This is a genomic window from Curtobacterium sp. Csp2 (genome assembly GCF_013347165.1).
Genome location: NZ_CP054593.1, coordinates 1,850,603 through 1,868,828 on the forward strand (window position 1 = coordinate 1,850,603; position 18,226 = coordinate 1,868,828).

At 70.9% G+C, this 18,226-nt stretch carries 15 protein-coding genes and 1 pseudogene; all 16 read left to right on the plus strand.

Annotation, left to right across the window (positions count from 1 at the left end):
- A pseudogene (locus tag HUN59_RS19410) lies at positions 1-303 on the plus strand (undecaprenyl/decaprenyl-phosphate alpha-N-acetylglucosaminyl 1-phosphate transferase); the annotation flags it as partial.
- On the plus strand, positions 300-779 hold the full coding sequence (locus tag HUN59_RS19415; RefSeq protein WP_058740386.1) for a hypothetical protein: 480 nt from the start codon (positions 300-302) through the stop codon (positions 777-779). The pseudogene HUN59_RS19410 and the gene HUN59_RS19415, both read left to right, overlap by 4 nt.
- Positions 780-959: 180 nt before the next feature.
- The gene (gene atpB, locus HUN59_RS09075) at positions 960-1,745 is read left to right on the plus strand and encodes a F0F1 ATP synthase subunit A (RefSeq protein WP_254630029.1); all 786 of its coding nucleotides are present in this window, start codon (positions 960-962) and stop codon (positions 1,743-1,745) included.
- A gap of 55 nt (positions 1,746-1,800) precedes the next feature.
- Entirely contained in the window at positions 1,801-2,037 is a 237-nt protein-coding gene (gene atpE, locus HUN59_RS09080; protein ID WP_096899086.1) for an ATP synthase F0 subunit C, read from the plus strand.
- 9 nt (positions 2,038-2,046) lie between these two features.
- On the plus strand, positions 2,047-2,601 hold the full coding sequence (locus tag HUN59_RS09085; RefSeq protein ID WP_058740385.1) for a F0F1 ATP synthase subunit B: 555 nt from the start codon (positions 2,047-2,049) through the stop codon (positions 2,599-2,601).
- Between the two features lie 2 nt (positions 2,602-2,603).
- Positions 2,604-3,398 (plus strand): F0F1 ATP synthase subunit delta, encoded by a 795-nt coding sequence (locus HUN59_RS09090; protein ID WP_058740384.1) that lies wholly within the window; start codon positions 2,604-2,606, stop codon positions 3,396-3,398.
- A 107-nt stretch (positions 3,399-3,505) separates the two neighbouring features.
- Entirely contained in the window at positions 3,506-5,134 is a 1,629-nt protein-coding gene (gene atpA / locus HUN59_RS09095; protein ID WP_174778158.1) for a F0F1 ATP synthase subunit alpha, read from the plus strand.
- Entirely contained in the window at positions 5,135-6,037 is a 903-nt protein-coding gene (locus tag HUN59_RS09100; protein ID WP_174778159.1) for a F0F1 ATP synthase subunit gamma, read from the plus strand. It abuts the gene before it with no gap.
- 48 nt (positions 6,038-6,085) lie between these two features.
- Positions 6,086-7,540: a F0F1 ATP synthase subunit beta gene (atpD, locus tag HUN59_RS09105; RefSeq protein WP_114850004.1), complete on the plus strand. Its 1,455-nt coding sequence runs from the start codon at positions 6,086-6,088 to the stop codon at positions 7,538-7,540.
- A gap of 1 nt (position 7,541) precedes the next feature.
- Positions 7,542-7,805, plus strand: a complete 264-nt coding sequence (locus HUN59_RS09110) for a F0F1 ATP synthase subunit epsilon (RefSeq protein WP_058740380.1) — start codon at positions 7,542-7,544, stop codon at positions 7,803-7,805.
- Between the two features lie 5 nt (positions 7,806-7,810).
- Complete coding sequence (locus tag HUN59_RS09115) at positions 7,811-8,572, plus strand: YaaA family protein (RefSeq protein ID WP_254630049.1); 762 nt, start codon at positions 7,811-7,813, stop codon at positions 8,570-8,572.
- Between the two features lie 89 nt (positions 8,573-8,661).
- Positions 8,662-9,258 carry a hypothetical protein gene (locus HUN59_RS09120; protein WP_174778160.1) on the plus strand — a complete coding sequence of 199 codons (597 nt, stop codon included), beginning with the start codon at positions 8,662-8,664 and terminating at the stop codon, positions 9,256-9,258.
- Positions 9,255-9,935: an FHA domain-containing protein gene (locus HUN59_RS09125; RefSeq protein ID WP_174778161.1), complete on the plus strand. Its 681-nt coding sequence runs from the start codon at positions 9,255-9,257 to the stop codon at positions 9,933-9,935. The genes HUN59_RS09120 and HUN59_RS09125 overlap by 4 nt, the downstream gene beginning before the upstream one ends.
- 60 nt (positions 9,936-9,995) lie before the next feature.
- A complete protein-coding gene (locus HUN59_RS09130; RefSeq protein ID WP_174778162.1) occupies positions 9,996-10,817 on the plus strand; it encodes a PP2C family protein-serine/threonine phosphatase in 822 nt (273 codons plus the stop codon).
- Between the two features lie 183 nt (positions 10,818-11,000).
- Positions 11,001-12,410, plus strand: coding sequence for a serine/threonine-protein kinase (locus HUN59_RS09135; protein WP_174778163.1), 1,410 nt, complete (start codon positions 11,001-11,003; stop codon positions 12,408-12,410).
- On the plus strand, positions 12,407-18,226 hold the full coding sequence (locus HUN59_RS09140) for an Ig-like domain-containing protein (RefSeq protein ID WP_174778164.1): 5,820 nt from the start codon (positions 12,407-12,409) through the stop codon (positions 18,224-18,226). Before HUN59_RS09135 ends, HUN59_RS09140 begins: the two co-directional genes overlap by 4 nt.

Below are 18,226 nucleotides of genomic sequence, written 5' to 3' on the forward strand. Positions count from 1 at the left end.
CTGCACCACCGGCTGCTCGACATGGGGCACTCGCACTTCCACGCGGTGCTCATCTTCTACGCGTGGACCGCGACCGTCGCGTTCGGGTGCCTCCTGTTCCTGTTCGTGGACTGGTACTGGGTGTTGACCTTCGTCGCCGTCGGGTTCACCGTCTGCGCCGTCGCCACGTTCGCCCCGCTCGGGCGGAAGCGCGCCGAGTTCGCCGCGCAGGCCGCCACGCGGTCGTCCCCCGTGGTGGACGCCCGCCTCGACCCCCTCGACCGCGCCGCCAACGACCGATCGATCCCTGGAGACCCCTCGTGACCGCACCGAACGCCCTCGACCACGTCCGGCCGGTCTTCCGCCGCATCCTCCTCTGGGCGGGCCTGCTCGCCGTCGCGCTGGCGGTCGTCGGCGGCGTCGTCGGGCTCGTCGTGAGCGGTACGCCCGGCCTGGTCGGGGGACTGCTCGGCGCGGTGCTCAGCGTGGTGTTCCTCGGGCTCACGGCGCTGTCCGTGCTCGTCGCCCTGCGGGTGTCGAAGGGGCAGATGATCTCCGGTGCCTTCTTCGGCATCGTGATGGGCACCTGGATCCTGAAGTTCATCCTGTTCCTCGTGGTGCTCATCGCGCTGCGTGACCGGGCGTGGGTGGACTTCCCGGTGCTCGCGGTCGTGATCATCGTCGGCGTCGTCGGATCCCTCGTGATCGACGTCGTCGCGGTCGCCAAGGCGCGCATCCCGATCGGCGTCAGCCTGCCCGGTGACGGCTCCGCTCCTGGGAACGACACCCCCCGCTCCTGAGAGCCCGGGAAGCCTCTCGCACCTGATAGGCTTCTCGAAGTCCACGTCCGGAGCCTCGCTCGGAGCGGACGAGCCTCCACACAGTCCACCATCGCGTGCCATGACGTGCGCGCGCCGACACAGGAGACAGCGCTGCTATCCCACGCTCTTCCCCTGTCCCTCACCGCTGCGGCCAACACCGTGGCGGCGGGGAGCAGCAAGGCCGCCGAATTCCATGGTCCGTCGATCAACGAGTTCTTCCCGGACCCGATCTTCTTCGCCGGGACCCCGATCGAGATGGACCGCATCGTCCTCATCCGCTTGTTCGCGGTGGCCGTGCTGCTCGTCTTCGCGTTCGTCGGGACGCGCGCGCTGAAGCTCGTCCCGAACCGGGGCCAGGCCTTCATCGAGTACGCGTTCGACGTCGTCCGCCGCAACACCTTCGACAACCTGGGTGAGAAGGACGGCAAGCGCTTCCTGCCGCTCCTCGCCACGGTCTTCTTCGGTGTGCTCTTCATGAACCTGACGGGTCTCATCCCGTTCATGAACATCGCCGGTACCAGCCGCATCGCGATGCCGATGATCCTCGCGATCGTCGCCTACGTCGCCTTCATCTACGCCGGTCTCCGCAAGCACCCGGGCACGTTCCTGCGGAACGCGCTGTTCCCGCCCGGGGTGCCGTGGCCGCTGTACATCATCGTGACGCCGATCGAGATCGTCTCGACCTTCGTGCTCCGTCCGGTGACGCTCACGCTGCGACTGCTCATGAACATGGTCGTCGGCCACCTCCTCCTGGTGCTGTTCTTCTCGGCGACCTGGTTCTTCTTCTTCGACGCCGACAGCCTCTTCAAGCTGTTCGGCGTCGGGACCCTGGCGTTCGGCATCGCGTTCAGCTTCTTCGAGATCCTCGTCGCGCTGCTGCAGGCGTACGTCTTCATGCTGCTGACCGCTGTGTACATCCAGCTCGCGCTGGCTGACGAGCACTGACCTACTGACCCCCTACGGCACGACATCCGTCGGGCCGCACTCGAAAGGAAAACACGTGGACGCAACGACCGTTCTCGCGGCAATCAACGGCAACATCGCGACGGTTGGCTACGGCCTCGCCGCGATCGGTCCGGCCATCGGCGTGGGCATCGTCGTCGGCAAGACGATCGAGTCCGTCGCTCGCCAGCCTGAGCTCCAGGGCCGTCTGACGACCCTCATGTACATCGGTATCGCCTTCACGGAGGCCCTGGCCTTCATCGGTATCGCGACGTACTTCATCTTCACCAACTAAGGCTTCTCGATGCAGACTGCACTCATCATCGCGGCGGAGGAGACCCACAATCCGCTGATCCCGCCGGTGTACGACATCGTGTGGTCCGCGGTGGCCTTCGTCATCATCTTCATCGTGATGTGGCGCGTCGTGACGCCGCGCATCACGAAGATGCTCGATGAGCGCACCGAGGCCATCGAGGGTGGCATCAAGAAGGCGGAAGCCGCTCAGGAGCAGGCCGCGGCCGCGCTCGAGGAGTACAACAAGCAGCTCGCCGACGCGCGTGCCGAAGCCTCGCGGATCCGCGAGCAGGCCCGTGCCGACGCGACCGCGATCGGCAACGAGGTCCGCGAGCAGGCACAGGCGGATGCGGCACGCATCACCGCCAACGCCCAGGCGCAGATCGAGGCCGAGCGGCAGAGCGCGCTCCAGTCGCTGCGGAGCGAGGTGGGCACCCTCGCCCTCGACCTCGCCTCCGGTGTGATCGGCGAGTCGCTCCGCGACGACGCGAAGTCGGCCGCGGTCGTGGACCGCTTCCTCGCCGACCTCGAGGCATCGCAGGGCCAGTCGGCCGGGGAGCGCTGAACATGCGCAGCGCCACCAGGGAAGCACTCACGTCGACGAGGGCGGTGCTCGCCGACCTCGGCGGGTCGGTCGACCTCGGCGCGGGTGTCGAGATCCTCGCCTCCGGGCGTGCGATCGCCGGTGCGCCCCAGCTGCTCGGACTGCTCTCGGACCCGACGGCGGACGTCGTCGGCAAGAAGGTCCTCATCGACCGCGTCTTCGCCGGCCAGTCCGACGCGACGCGTGCGGTCTTGACCGCCGTGGCCGGCTCGCGCTGGTCCTCGCAGCAGGACCTGCTCGCCGGCATCGAGGACGCGGGCATCCGCGCCGTCGCGGCCACCGCGTCGTCGGACACCTCGATCGAGGCCGAGCTGTTCGCGTTCGAGACCGCCGTCCGTTCGGACGCGTCGCTCGAGCTCGCACTCGGCACGAAGCTCGGCAGCCCGGCGGAGAAGGCCGCGCTCGTCGAGCGTCTGATCGGGTCGAAGGCCTCGGCGCAGACGACCGCGATCGTCGCCCACCTCGTGCAGCAGCCGCGTGGCCGCCGCATCGGTGAGCTCGTCCGCGACGCCTCGCGCATCGTGGCCGACCAGGCGGGCAAGCTCGTCGCGACGGTCATCACCGCGTCCCCGCTCTCGGACGGCCAGGCGGCTCGCGTCGCCCGGGGTCTCGCCGAGCGGTACGGCAAGGACATCAGCGTCAACCACGTCGTCGACCCCGCGGTCGTCGGCGGGGTCCGCGTGCAGGTCGGTGGCGACGTCATCGACGGCACGGTGTCCACGCGCCTGTCGGAGCTCCGGCTCCAGCTCGCCGGCTGAGCGTACGGTCGAAGCCGCCCCACCCAAGTCCACAACGGGAACTGCCGAGTCAGGCAGCGTCACCCTCTCGGAGCCGAAGGGCCCCGGAAACCAACAAGGAAAATCCCATGGCAGACATCACCATCAGCCCCGATGAGATCCGTGATGCCCTGAAGGACTTCGTCTCGAACTACGAGCCGACGAAGGCCTCCACGGCCGAGGTCGGGCACGTCACCGACGCGGGCGACGGCATCGCGCACGTCGAGGGCCTCCCCGGCGTCATGGCGAACGAGCTCATCCGCTTCGAGGACGGGACCCTGGGTCTCGCGCAGAACCTCGACGAGGACGAGATCGGCGCCATCGTGCTCGGCGAGTTCGCCGGCATCGAGGAGGGCCAGGAGGTCACCCGCACGGGTGAGGTCCTGTCCGCCCCCGTCGGCGACGGCTTCCTCGGTCGCGTGGTCGACCCGCTCGGCAACCCGATCGACGGCCTCGGCGAGATCCAGGCCGAGGGCCGTCGTGCCCTCGAGCTCCAGGCCCCGGGCGTCATGTCCCGCAAGTCGGTCCACGAGCCGCTCCAGACCGGCATCAAGGCGATCGACGCCATGATCCCGGTCGGCCGCGGTCAGCGTCAGCTGATCATCGGCGACCGCCAGACCGGCAAGACGGCGATCGCGATCGACACGATCATCAACCAGAAGGCCAACTGGGAGTCCGGCGACGTCGAGAAGCAGGTCCGCTGCATCTACGTCGCGATCGGTCAGAAGGGCTCCACGATCGCCTCCGTCAAGGGTGCGCTCGAGGACGCCGGCGCGATGGAGTACACCACCATCGTCGCCGCTCCGGCCTCCGACCCGGCCGGCTTCAAGTACCTCGCCCCCTACACCGGTTCGGCCATCGGCCAGCACTGGATGTACGGCGGCAAGCACGTCCTGATCATCTTCGACGACCTGTCGAAGCAGGCCGAGGCCTACCGCGCCGTGTCCCTCCTCCTCCGTCGTCCGCCGGGCCGCGAGGCCTACCCGGGTGACGTCTTCTACCTGCACTCCCGTCTGCTGGAGCGTTGCGCGAAGCTGTCCGACGACCTCGGCGCCGGCTCGATGACGGGTCTCCCGATCATCGAGACCAAGGCGAACGACGTCTCGGCGTACATCCCGACCAACGTGATCTCGATCACCGACGGCCAGATCTTCCTGCAGTCGGACCTGTTCAACGCGAACCAGCGTCCGGCCGTCGACGTGGGCATCTCGGTTTCGCGCGTCGGTGGTGACGCCCAGGTGAAGTCGATCAAGAAGGTCTCCGGCACGCTCAAGCTCGAGCTCGCGCAGTACCGCTCGCTCGAGGCGTTCGCGATGTTCGCGTCCGACCTCGACCAGGCGTCGCGTCGTCAGCTCGACCGCGGTGCGCGTCTGACCGAGCTCCTCAAGCAGCCGCAGTACTCGCCGTACCCGGTCGAGGAGCAGGTCGTCTCGATCTGGGCCGGCACGAACGGCAAGCTCGACGAGGTGCCCGTCTCCGACGTGCTCCGCTTCGAGTCGGAGCTGCTCGAGCACCTCCGCCGCAACTCGGACGTCCTGACGACGCTCCGCGAGACCAACCAGCTCAGCGACGACACCGTCGCCACGATGGACCGCGAGATCGACGCCTTCAAGAAGGGCTTCCAGACGAGCGACGGCAAGACGCTCGGCTCGGAGCAGTTCGACGCGGCGCAGGCCGAGGACGTCGACCAGGAGCAGATCGTCAAGGGTCGTCGCTAGATGGCGGCACAGGTCCGGGTCTACCGACAGCGAATCAAGTCGGCGAAGACCACGAAGAAGGTCACTCGCGCGATGGAGCTGATCTCGGCGTCGCGGATCCAGAAGGCACAGGCGCGCATGGCCGCGTCCGGCCCGTACTCGCGGGCCGTGACGCGTGCTGTGTCGGCCGTGGCGACGTTCTCGAACGTCGACCACGTGCTGACCACCGAGCCCGAGTCCTCGACCCGTGCGGCGGTCGTCCTGTTCACCTCCGACCGCGGCCTCAACGGCGCGTTCAGCTCCAACGTCCTCAAGCAGGGCGAGGAGCTCGCCTCCCTGCTCCGCAGCGAGGGCAAGGACGTGGTGTTCTACCTCGTCGGTCGCAAGGCCGTCGGGTACTTCACGTTCCGTGATCGTGCGTCGGAGCGCCAGTGGATCGGCGGCACCGACCAGCCGGAGTTCTCGACGGCGAAGGAGATCGGCGACGCGGTCGTGTCGAAGTTCCTCCAGGACACGGCGGAGGGCGGTGTGGACGAGATCCACATCGTGTTCAACCGCTTCCTGAGCCTCGCCACGCAGGAGCCCCAGGTCGTGCGTCTGCTGCCGCTCGAGGTCGTCGAGGGGGTCGAGGCGCCGTCGAACGACGAGCCGCTCCCGCTCTACGAGTTCGAGCCGGACGCCGACGCGGTGCTCGACGCGCTGCTCCCGGTCTACATCGAGAGCCGCATCTTCAACGCCATGCTGCAGTCGGCCGCTTCCGAGCACGCCGCCCGCCAGAAGGCCATGAAGTCCGCGAGCGACAACGCCGACTCGCTCATCAACGAGTTCACCCGGCTCGCGAACAACGCGCGTCAGGCCGAGATCACCCAGCAGATCTCCGAGATCGTCGGCGGCGCCGACGCCCTCTCGTCGAAGAAGAAGTAGTCCGCGGACGCCCGCGGACAGACACCACCCCTCAGGAAGGCACACGCCATGACCGACACCGCCACCACCGCGGTCGAGACGTCGTCGGCGCCCGGTGTCGGACGGATCGCCCGTGTCACGGGTCCCGTCGTCGACATCGAGTTCCCGCACGACGCCATCCCCGACATCTACAACCTCCTGCACACGACCGTCACCATCGGTGACGACTCGCAGGAGATCGGCCTCGAGGTCGCGCAGCACCTCGGCGACGACCTGGTCCGCGCCATCTCGCTGAAGCCGACCGACGGTCTCGTCCGCGGTCAGGAGGTCCGTGACTCGGGCGCCCCGATCTCGGTCCCCGTCGGCGACGTCACCAAGGGCAAGGTCTTCGACGTGCTGGGCAACGTGCTCAACACCGACGAGGCGCTCGAGGTCACCGAGCGTTGGCCGATCCACCGCAAGGCCCCGGCCTTCGACCAGCTCGAGTCGAAGACCACCATGTTCGAGACCGGCATCAAGTCGATCGACCTCCTCACGCCGTACGTGCAGGGTGGCAAGATCGGCCTCTTCGGTGGTGCGGGCGTCGGCAAGACGGTCCTCATCCAGGAGATGATCCAGCGCGTCGCGCAGGACCACGGTGGTGTCTCGGTGTTCGCCGGTGTCGGTGAGCGCACCCGTGAGGGCAACGACCTCATCGGCGAGATGGAAGAGGCCGGTGTCTTCGACAAGACCGCCCTCGTGTTCGGCCAGATGGACGAGCCGCCGGGAACGCGCCTGCGCGTGGCCCTGTCGGCGCTGACGATGGCGGAGTACTTCCGCGACGTCCAGAAGCAGGACGTGCTCCTCTTCATCGACAACATCTTCCGCTTCACGCAGGCCGGTTCCGAGGTCTCCACGCTGCTCGGTCGCATGCCGTCCGCGGTGGGCTACCAGCCGAACCTCGCCGACGAGATGGGCGTGCTCCAGGAGCGCATCACCTCGACGCGTGGTCACTCGATCACCTCGCTGCAGGCGATCTACGTGCCGGCCGACGACTACACCGACCCGGCGCCGGCGACCACGTTCGCGCACCTCGACGCGACGACCGAGCTCTCGCGTGAGATCGCGTCGCAGGGCCTGTACCCGGCCATCGACCCGCTGACCTCGACGTCGCGGATCATGGACCCCCGGTACCTGGGCGCGGACCACTACGAGACCGCGACGCGTGTCAAGCAGATCCTCCAGAAGAACAAGGAGCTGCAGGAGATCATCGCGATCCTCGGTGTCGACGAGCTCTCCGAGGAGGACAAGATCACGGTCGAGCGCGCTCGTCGGATCCAGCAGTTCCTCTCGCAGAACACGTACATGGCGAAGAAGTTCACGGGTGTCGAGGGCTCGACCGTCCCGCTGAAGGACACCATCGAGTCGTTCCGCGCGATCGCCGACGGCGAGTTCGACCACGTCGCAACCCAGGCCTTCTTCAACGTCGGTGGCATCAACGACGTCGAAGAGAAGTGGGCGCAGATCCAGAAGGAGAACCGCTGACATGGCGGCACTCACCGTTAGCGTCGTCTCGGCCGACCGCGAGGTCTGGTCGGGCGACGCCACCATGGTCGTGGCTCGGACGTCCGAGGGCCAGATCGGCATCCTCGCGGGGCACGAGCCGCTGCTCGCCACCCTCGCGCAGGGGCAGGTCCGCATCACCCGAGCCGACGGCTCGACGGTGGCGGCGGACGCCGAGGACGGCTTCCTGTCGGTCGAGCACGACACGGTCACGATCGTGGCGCGCCAGGCCGCGCTGGCGTCCTGACCGGACTGACCGTCCTCCTCCCGCCTTCGGAGACGAAGCGGGAGGGCGGGGACCCGGACCGCACGCTCGACCTGCGTGCGCTGTCCTTCCCGGAACTGGCCGACGAACGGGCCGCGGTGATCACCGCGGCCCGTTCCGTCAGTTCCGAGGAGTCCACGGCACGGACGGCCCTGAAGCTCGGCCCGAAGTCGATCGCCGAGCGTCTCCGCAACCTCGAGCTCGACACCGCGGCGACCCTGCCGGCGATCGAGCGGTACACCGGGGTGCTCTACGACCCGCTCGCCGCCGACGCGGCCGACGACGCCACCCGACGCTGGTGGGCGGACCACGTCGTGGTGCAGTCAGCGATGTTCGGCCCGATCGGCGCCGGCGACCACATCCCCGCCTACCGGTTGTCGCACGACTCGCGCCTCGGCCCGCTCCGGCTCGCCCGGCACTGGCCGGAGGTGTCGTCCCGCGCGATCGGCAGCCGCGGCGCCGGGCTCGTGCTCGACCTGCGGTCCGAGGGGTACCGCGCGCTCGGTCCCGTGCCCGGAGCGGTCGCTCCGCGCGTGGTGAGCGTCGACGCCGGCGGACGACGCAAGGCGTTGAACCACTGGAACAAGACCGCGAAGGGTCGGCTCGTCGCGCTCCTCGGTCGGACGGGGGCGCAGGTCGCGTCGGTCGACGACCTCGCCGCGTGGGCTCGTGCGAACGGCGTGACGTTCGACCGCACGGCCGACGGCTGGGACCTCGTCGCCGAGAGCCTGGAACCCGCTTCGGTCTGATCCTCCACAGGAGCGCTCCGGCGGCTGTCCGTCCACAGACGGGCCGCGGACGTCGGCCTGGAGGCGCGTGGCGCGTCACGATCTCGTGCATGACCTCGTCGACGAACACCCACCCGTCCACCTTCGTGCGCTGGCCACGCGAGATCGCGGCCGCCGTCACCCTCCGCGCGGCCTGCGCCGCGCTCGTCGCCCCGGAGCACCCGGAGGATGTGCTCGACCCGCGCCGCGCCGTCGTCGTCACGACGGCCTGCGGGGCGCTCGCGACGCGCTTCGCGCTGGTCGCGTTCATCGCGGCGCGCGACACCCCGGCGCCGCGCTCGGTGCGGTCGTTCGACCCGTTCCGCGACCCGACCCCGCCGGCGCTCACCGGGACGGGGCCGGCTCCGGACCGCGTCCGGCTGCGGGTCGCGGGGGACCGCTGCGCCTCGGCGTGGCGCCACTGGCGGGCGGAGCGACCCGGCGGGGTGGACGACGTGATCGGGGCTGCCGGAGCCCTGGCCCTCGCCGCGTGGTGCTCGTGGGCACTCGGGTCGCCCGCACGAGCGCTCGTGCGCGCACAACACGCGCTCGACACCTGGGCCGACGATCCCCTCGCGGCGCTCGTAGCGCGCTCGGTCCGCGCCGGCAACGGACCGAGCTGGTCGACGGACCACACGGGGCGGACCGGATCGTCTACGGTGGGATGACGATGCAGCGACAGTGGACGGACGAGGACGACCTCGACGACACGGTGATCCGACCCGGGCGGACCGGCGCGGACCCGGCGGTCGCTCCGGACGACGACACCGTCATCCGACCCCGATCCGATGAACCGGGATCGCACGGGGCGTTCGGTGCTCCCGACGACGACACGGTCATCCAGGTCGCCGGGCCGGCCGCGCCGTCCGAGGTGAGCCGGTCCGACGGGGCAGCGACGATCCTCCCGGCCGATCCCGCACCGGTCCGTCGACTGCCGTCGATCCGTGTGGCCGGCCGTGTCGTCCGGCTCGACCACCCGGTCGTGGTCGGCCGACGGCCGACCCTGCCCCGGGTGGTGCGCGGTCCGACTCCCGAGCTCGTGACCGTGCCGTCGCCGAGTGGGCAGGTGTCGTCCTCGCACGTGCTCGTGCACGCCGACGGCGAGGCCGCGGTGGTCGAGGACCTCCGTTCGACCAACGGCACCGTCGTCCGTCCCGCGGGAGCCGCGCCGTTCCGGATGCCGTCGGGTGCCTCGATCGTCGTGCTGACGGGTACGCTCATCGAGATCGGTGACGGCAACGTGATCGAGGTCCTGTCGCCGCACCTCCGCGTCGGACCCGCGGACGGCATCCCACCGCTCCCTCCGACCCCGTTGCCGCCGATCCCGTCCGCGCCGATCCCGTGACGGCGCCGGTGTGCCCGACGCCGCCCGTTCCCCTGACGACCAGAGAGCGACCCTGAAACCGTGACCGAACTCGGCCGAGCAGCCACCGAGCACGCCATCGACGTCCCCGGCGCCGCCGGCACCACCCTCACGCTCTCGTGGGGCGCCGCCACCGACGTCGGACGCCGTCGGGACCACAACGAGGACAGCTACGTCGTCGGTGCACCGTTCTTCGTCGTCGCCGACGGGATGGGCGGGCACCTCGCGGGGGACCGGGCGAGCGACGCGGTCGTCCGCCGACTCGACCAGGTCGCCGACGGTCCGTTCACGACACGGCAGCAGATCCAGCGCGCGCTCCTGCTCGCGACCGCGGACATCGAGCGGGCGGCCGGCGGCAACGCGCTCGGTGCCGGCACGACCGTGACGGGTGTCGCGCTGGTCGCGTCGCACGGACTCCCGGCCGCGCTCGTGTTCAACGTGGGCGACTCACGCACCTACCGGATCGAGGACGGCACCCTGCGTCGGGTGACCGTCGACCACTCGGTCGTCCAGGAGATGGTCGACGCGGGGCTCCTGCGCGCCGAGGACGCCGAGCAGCACCCGGACAGCAACGTCATCACGCGCGCCGTCGGGTTCGGCGAGCCGCCGGAGCCGGACTGGTGGACGCTGCCGCTGCGCGCCGGCGACCGCTACATCGTCTGCTCCGACGGGCTGACCAAGGAGCTCGGGGACGTCGGCATCGGTCGGATCGCGGCCCGCGTTCCCGCCGCGCAGGACCTCGCCGAGCGTCTCGTCGGGGACGCCGTCGTCGCGGGTGGGCGGGACAACGTCACCGTCGTCGTGCTGCAGGTCGACGCGGCGCCCGCCGATCCGGACGTCGAGGACACGCTGCCCCGCCACTGACTGCGAGCAGCGGCCACCGGCATCGATCGCTGACGCCGCACTCCGCTGCGGTCACCCCCGAAGTGGGGGCGTGGGTCCGTGCTGGGGGGCGGCAGCGGGCCCGGGGCGTCGGTGCCTCGTCCGTAGGATGTCAGGGCCGAGACGACACAGCCGGCCGTCCGGCCGGGGAGAGGGAGGACGACCATGGCGCGACGCCTGCCGTCCACCCCGCCCGTGATCGCCGGCTCCACGCCCGTGCACGTCCTGGGCAGCGGCGGCTTCGCCGACGTGTTCCTCTACGAACAGGACATGCCGCGCCGCCAGGTCGCCGTGAAGGTGCTGCTCGACGAGGTCGTCGACGACCGGGTGCGGCAGATGTTCCAGGCCGAGGCGAACCTCATGGCCCGGCTCAGCACCCACCCGTCGATCCTCACGGTGTTCCAGGCGAGCGTCGCGTCCGACGGGCGGCCGTACCTCGTGATGGAGCTGTGCTCCTCGTCCCTCAGCGAGCGCTACCGCCGCGAAGCGATCCCCGTGTCCGAGGTCCTGTCGATCGGGGTCAGGATCGGGTCGGCCCTCGAGACCGCGCACCGCGAAGGCGTGCTCCACCGCGACATCAAGCCGTCGAACATCCTCCGGACGGCCTACGGCAACCCGGTCCTGTCCGACTTCGGCATCGCGGCCAGCATCGGGAGCGCCGACCCGGACGAACCGGTCGGGATGTCGATCCCGTGGTCCGCGCCGGAGGTCCTGGCCGACGAGTCGCGCGGGTCGATCCAGTCCGAGGTCTACTCCCTCGCCGCCACCGTGTACTCGCTGCTCGCCGGCCGCAGTCCGTTCGAGGTGCGCGGCGGGAAGAACGGCGCGGCCGACCTGATGGCGCGCATCGACAAGGGCGGGGTCAAGCCGACCGGCCGCGCCGACGCGCCGCCGTCGCTCGAGCGGCTGCTCGCCACCGCGATGTCGCGGAAGCCCGCCGCGCGTCCGGCGACCGTGATGGAGTTCGTCCGCGGACTGCAGCAGGTGGAGGCCGAACTCGGCATCCCGCAGACGCCAGCAGACGTCGCGGTCGAGGCATGGGCCGCTGCGACGCCCACGCTCGACGCCGACCACACGGTCGTCCGGGAGCTCCAGCCCGCGGGCCGGTCCTCGGTCCGCCGTCGGACCCGTCGGGCGCTCCAGGGCGGGGCGGCGAGCGGAGCCGAGAGCATCGGTACCCTGCACCGCACCGGCTCGGCCACCCGCGCCCGGCGAGGTGGCCGGTCGACGCTCGTCTGGGCCACCGCACTGTCCACCGTGGTCGTGGCGGCCCTCGCCGTGGTCGCGGTGCTCGTCGTCACCCGACTGGGCACGGGGTCGATCCCGGTGGTGCAGGACGTGCGGGCCGAGGCCGGCGCGGACGCGGTGTCGTTCAGCTGGGCCGACCCCGGACTCCGCGCCGGCGACACCTACGTCATCACCTCCGGTGGGGCCTCCAGCCAGCAGACCGGCACGACCTTCGTCGTGTCCGGGACCTCCGGTACCGAGGAGTGCATCACCGTCGCGGTCAACCGCGACGGCAAGACCGGTGCGGCCAGTGCGCAGCAGTGCGGGACCGTCGGGAGCGCCGGGTGATCCGCGCCTTCCTCGCGAAGCACCGGTCCGCCGTGGTCGGCGTCGGCGCCTCGGTCGTCGTCGCCGCCGTGGTCGCGACCGCCGCGGTGGTCTCGACGGGGTACCACACGCAGCGCGTGGACCTCGGGGACGGCACCGTCTGGGTCCCGTCCGCCGAGTACGGCGCGGTCGGTCGGGCGAACACCGGCGTGCTCGAGCTCAACACCGCGGTCGAGACGGCCAGCGACGACCTGTCCGTCCTGCAGCGCGGGCGCCAGGTGTACAGCGTCGACGGCACGAAGGGCACGGTCGCGAAGGTCGACGTGGCCTCGGCGACGGTCGGCGACCCGGTCACGCTGCCGGCGGGAGCGCCGCAGGTGTTCTTCGCCGGGGACACCGCCGTCGTGGGGAACGGCGACACCGGCGAGCTCTGGGCCACACCCGCGTCGGAGCTCGGCGACTTCGACGCTGCCGCCAAGGCCGACCTCACGCTCGGCGCGGACGCGGTGTTCGACGCGTCCGACTCGCACGTCGCGGTGTACTCGCCGCGGACCGGTCGGGCGTCCCTCGTCGACGTCGGGACCGGTCTGACCGTGGACCGTCGGTGGAACGTCCGGTTCGACCGCGACCACGACTTCCAGGTGGCGTCCTTCGGCGACCACGTCGCCGTGCTCGACCGCACCAGCGGCGCGCTGTCGGTGGACGGCGACACCGTCGACCTGGGGGAGCGCGTCGGCAGCGCACCGGCGCTGCAGCACTCCGTCGACGACGCTGCCGACGTCGTCGTCGCGGGGACGGCGGGCATGGTCCGCGTCGGCGCCTCCGGCCAGGTCGAGCAGACCGCGCTCCAGGTCTCCGGCCGCGCCGCACGGCCGACGGTCGTCGGGTCGTGCACGTACGCCGCGTGGACCGGCGGACAGGCGCTCGACACGTGCGACGGCCGCGCGCTCCAGCGGCTCAGCGACACCGCCGGCGCGAGTGACCTGCAGATCGTGCACAACGGCGACACCGTCGTCGCGAACGACCCGCGCAGCGGGCGCTCGTGGGCGATCGACCGCAGCGGTCAGCTCATCGACAACTGGGCCGACCTCGTCAAGCGGGACGACGAGCAGCGGCAGGAGCAGGTGTCGTCCGACGACCCGGAGGTCGACAAGGACCAGAAGCCGCCGATGGCGGTCGACGACGACCTGGGCGCGCGTCCGGGACGCACCACGAGCCTCCCGGTCCTGCTCAACGACTACGACCCGAACGGCGACCCACTCGTGATCAGCGAGGTCGGCACGATCGACGCGGGGGTCGGGACGGTGCGCATCGTCGGCGACGGCCAGCGGCTTCAGATCACGCTCGCCGCGGGTGCCAGCGGCACCGTCTCGTTCCCCTACACGATCACCGACGGCAACGGCGGGTCGGCGTCCGCGACGGTCCGCGTCAGCATCCGGCCGGAGTCCGAGAACGAACCGCCGCGACAGGTGCGCGACACGTCGGCGGACGTCGTCCGCGGCGGCCACGTCGTGACGAACGTGCTCGCCGACTGGGTCGACCCCGACGGCGACCCGGTGTACCTGAAGTCGGCGTCCGCCGAGGGCGACCAGGTGTCCACCACGCCGGACGGGCTGCTCGACTTCCGCAACCAGAGCGGCCGGACCGGCGACCGTACCGTGCAGATCGTCGTGAGCGACGGCCGCGCCGACGGCCGCGGCGCGGTGACGGTGCACGTCGCGGACCCCGGTCAGGTGCCGCTCTTCGCCGACCCGTTCGCGGTCACCGGGTACGCGGGCAAGTCCTTCGAGGTGCAGCCGCTCCGGCACGTCCGCGGCGGGAACGGCACCGTCACGCTGACCAGCGTGTCGTCGTCGGCCGGCCTGACGGTCACGCCGGCCTACGACGCCGGGACGTTCCGGGTCGTCGGGGCGTCGGCCGGGGACCACCAGCTCGAGTACACGGTCACGGACGGCACGAAGACGACGAGCGGCGTCGTGCGCGTGACGGTCGCGGCGCCGCCGGACGCCTCGACCGCGCCGATCACCACCCCGAAGACGGTGTTCGTGAACACGCTGTCGACGAAGGACACCGACGTCACCGCGACCGACATCGACCCCGCCGGCGGCGTGCTCATGGTGACGGCGCTCGACGCCCCGGACCGGTCCAGCGGCGTCCAGGCGAGCGTCCTCGACCAGCACACCGTCCGGGTCACCCTGACGGCCCCGCTCGACGGACCGGTCACCTTCGGCTACACCGAGTCGAACGGGCTCGCCACCGCGACCGGCACCGTCACCGTGGTCGAGATCCCGAAGCCCGACCGCATCCAGCCGCCCGTGGCCCAGGCGGACACGGCGACCGTGCGCGTCGGGGACGTCGCCGAGATCGACGTCCTCGCCAACGACACGCAGCCGGAGGGCGAGCCGCTCACGCTGCAGCCCGAACTCGTGCAGAACGTGCCCGGCAACGGTGGCCTGCTGTTCGTGTCGGGGGACCGGTTGCGGTACCTCGCTCCCGAGACCCCGGGCAACTACACCGCGGTGTACCGCGTCGCCGGACCAGACGGCCAGTACGCCGACGCCACCGTGTCGATCTCGGTCCGCGAGCGCGACGCGGCGACGAACAACCCGCCCGTGCCCCGGACGGTGACCGCCCGCGTCGTCGCCGGGCAGTCCGTGCGGGTGTCGATCCCGTTGAACGGCATCGACCCGGACGGTGACTCCGTGCAGCTCGTCGGTGTCGCGGACAACCCGGAGAAGGGGTCCGTCAGCGACGTGTCCTCCGACGCGCTGACCTACGAGGCCGGCGACTACTCGGCGGGCACCGACGAGTTCACCTACACGGTCGTCGACGCCCTCGGCGCCCGTGCGACCGGGACCGTCCGGGTCGGCATCTCGCCCCGGGCGGAGCAGGCCTCGAACCCGGTGGCGCAGGCCGACCACGTCACGATCCGCCCCGGTGGCAGCGTCACTGTCCGGGTGCTGCAGAACGACTCCGACCCCGAGGGCGGCGCGCTCCGGGTCACCGCGGCCGAGCCCACGGCGAGCGGGGTCGCCGCGAAGGTGCTCCGCGGGACCGAGGTGCGCGTCACCCCGCCGCGCTCCGCCGACCGCGGTGACTTCGCGGTGCTGTACACCGTCGCGAACGACACCGGCGGCTCGAGCACGGCGTTCCTCACCGTGACCGTCGACCCGGACGCCCAGCCGCTCCGGCCCGAGGTCGAGGACACCACGCTTGACCTGCAGGACATCCTGCACCGGCAGAGCGTGACCGTGGACGTGCTCCGGAACGTCTTCTTCGCCGAGGGATCGACCTCCCGCCTGCGGGTGGGCGTGGTCGACGGGTACGGCGACACCGCGCAGACCACCCCCGACCGGCGGATCACCGTCCGCCTGACCGACGCGTCACAGGTGATCCCGTTCTCGGTCACGCGCTCGGACCACCCCGACGTGGTGTCCTACGGCTTCATCCACGTCCCCGGGTTCGACGACGCCCTGCCCCAGGTCGACCGCAGCGCCGGCGTGGTCACCGTGAAGAGCGAGGCGACCGTCCGGATCCCGCTCGAGAAGTACGTCGTGACGGCGAACGGCCGGACCGCGCAGCTCACCGACCGCGCGACGGTCAAGGCCACGCACGCGAACGGCGACGACCTGGTCGTGGACCGCTCGACGCTCCAGTTCACGTCGTCGAAGCTCTACTACGGCAACGCCTCGATCTCCTTCGAGGTCACCGACGGCTCGAGCGCGAACGGGGGCAAGGGACGCGTCGCGACGCTCGTCCTGCCGATCAAGGTGACCCCGCGGGCGAACCAACCCCCGGCGTTCACGGGTTCGACGGTCGACATGCAACCGGGTGACACCCGGACGATCGACCTCACGAAGCTCACCGACTACCCGTACCCCGCCGACCTCCCCGAGCTGCGCTACAGCGTGGTGAGCCGACCGGGGTCCGGGACGACCGCGACGATCGACGGGCAGCAGCTCCGCATCTCGGTCGCCGACACGGCGCCGAAGGACACGACGGCGTCGATCGGCATCGGCGTCGCGGACGCGGCGAACGCCGGACGCGCCGGCAGCGTGACGGTCGACGTCGTCGGCTCCACCCGGCCGCTCGTGCAACCGGGGGCCGACCGGGCAGTGACGAAGCGCGGTGCGACGACGACCATCGACGTCCTGTCGAACGACCAACCGACGAACCCGTTCCCGGACGAGGCGCTCCGCGTCGTCGCGATCCGTGGTCTCGGCGGCGGTCTGCCCGCCGGGGTCTCGGTGACGCCGAGCAGCGACCGCTCGCGACTCCAGGTGTCCGTCGCGGACGGTGCGCAGCCGGTCGACGCGCACCTGCAGTACCAGGTCGCCGACGCGACGAACGACCCCGACCGGTACGTCTGGGGCGACGTGACGATCTCGGTCCAGGACGTCCCGGACGCACCCGGCGCCCCGAGCCGCACCGGGTCGAACCAGGGCGGGCAGGTCACCCTCGCGTGGTCCACCCCGCAGGCGAACAACTCGCCGATCACCGGGTACCGCGTGCAGGGCACCGACGGGGTCGCGAAGGACTGCGGCACGTCGACCGTCTGCACCGTGACCGGTCTCGACCCGTCCGCTTCGTACCGCTTCACCGTCGTCGCGACGAACGCGATCGGGGACTCCGTCGCGTCGGCGTCCTCGGCGCCGATCAGTGCGGACTTCGTGCCGGCCGCGCCGAAGGGCCTCGCGGTGACGGCGAGCCAGGGCACGCCGAACCAGCTCGACGTGCGGTGGGACGCGGTGCCCGCACCGAACGGCGGCACCCCGGTGTCGAACTACGTCGTGACGATCTCGGGCCCCGGCCTCACGACGACCCGCAGCACGGGGACGTCGACGTCGACCTCGTTCTCGGGCGCGCAGAGCGGGCAGTCGTACGACGTGCAGGTCTCGGCGAGGAACGCCGCGGACCGTGACGGTTCGGTCGTGGAGTGGAACCAGGCGCGTGCGTCCGGGACCGCGGTGGGCGTCCCCGGGACGCCGATCCTGAACGCGACCGGCCAGAAGGACGGCACCTCGACAGCGGTGTCGCTGCAGGCATCCGAGGGCGACTGGGGTGGCGGTGGCAGCCAGAACTGGAAGATCGCCAAGTTCGCGGTGAGCACCCCGATCCCGAACGGCTGCTCGACGAGCGGAGCGGTGCAGGTCTGGAACGCGGCCTCCGCCACGGACCGGATCTCGACGCAGTTCCGCTACGTGGCGTACGCCGACAACGGATCGTTCTGTTCCGCGTCGCAAGCCGCGAGCGTCCAGGGCTACGAGACCCCCGACGCTCCGAGCGGATCGGTCACGACCGACGACGTCGACAGCGACGGGAACGTCGACCTGACCGTGCAGGCCACGCCGACGTCGCCGTACCTGTACTACTCGGTGAACGGCGGGTCGCCGCAGCGGTTCTCCGGTTCCGCCTCGATCGGCGCCGGTGCCGGCTACGGGGTCGACAGCAGCGTGGTGTTCACGTCCTGCGCCGTCGACGGTGACTACTGCGCATCGAGCAGCGCGTCCACCGCGACCGCGTTCACGACACGGGTGAGCATCTCCCTCGCGACCGAGGGACAGCGACCGGTCATCAATCCACCAGCGAACGACTCCGAGTACAAGCCGACCGCATACAAGCTGGCAATCCAGTACTGCCCGGCGGCTGCGCACCTCCTGTGTTCGACGACCAACCCGGCGACCGGGGCAGCCTGGACGACCTCCGACGCCGTGCCGTCGGGCTACGCGACGATCTGGGTCCGGGCGACGGTCAACGGCATCCAGGATCCCGAGGGCGTCACTCGACAGATCGACCAGGCGCCGAGCAACGATCCCTCCACACCCACGGCCGGGTGA

Bases quoted from the DNA above. Each gene is read 5' to 3' on its own strand.
- HUN59_RS09085 (WP_058740385.1), top strand. From the start codon at position 2,047: ATGCAGACTGCACTCATCATCGCGGCGGAGGAGACCCACAATCCGCTG.
- HUN59_RS09090 (WP_058740384.1), top strand. From the start codon at position 2,604: ATGCGCAGCGCCACCAGGGAAGCACTCACGTCGACGAGGGCGGTGCTC.
- atpA (WP_174778158.1), top strand. From the start codon at position 3,506: ATGGCAGACATCACCATCAGCCCCGATGAGATCCGTGATGCCCTGAAG.
- HUN59_RS09100 (WP_174778159.1), top strand. From the start codon at position 5,135: ATGGCGGCACAGGTCCGGGTCTACCGACAGCGAATCAAGTCGGCGAAG.
- atpD (WP_114850004.1), top strand. From the start codon at position 6,086: ATGACCGACACCGCCACCACCGCGGTCGAGACGTCGTCGGCGCCCGGT.
- HUN59_RS09110 (WP_058740380.1), top strand. From the start codon at position 7,542: ATGGCGGCACTCACCGTTAGCGTCGTCTCGGCCGACCGCGAGGTCTGG.
- HUN59_RS09120 (WP_174778160.1), top strand. From the start codon at position 8,662: ATGACCTCGTCGACGAACACCCACCCGTCCACCTTCGTGCGCTGGCCA.
- HUN59_RS09125 (WP_174778161.1), top strand. From the start codon at position 9,255: ATGACGATGCAGCGACAGTGGACGGACGAGGACGACCTCGACGACACG.
- HUN59_RS09135 (WP_174778163.1), top strand. From the start codon at position 11,001: ATGGCGCGACGCCTGCCGTCCACCCCGCCCGTGATCGCCGGCTCCACG.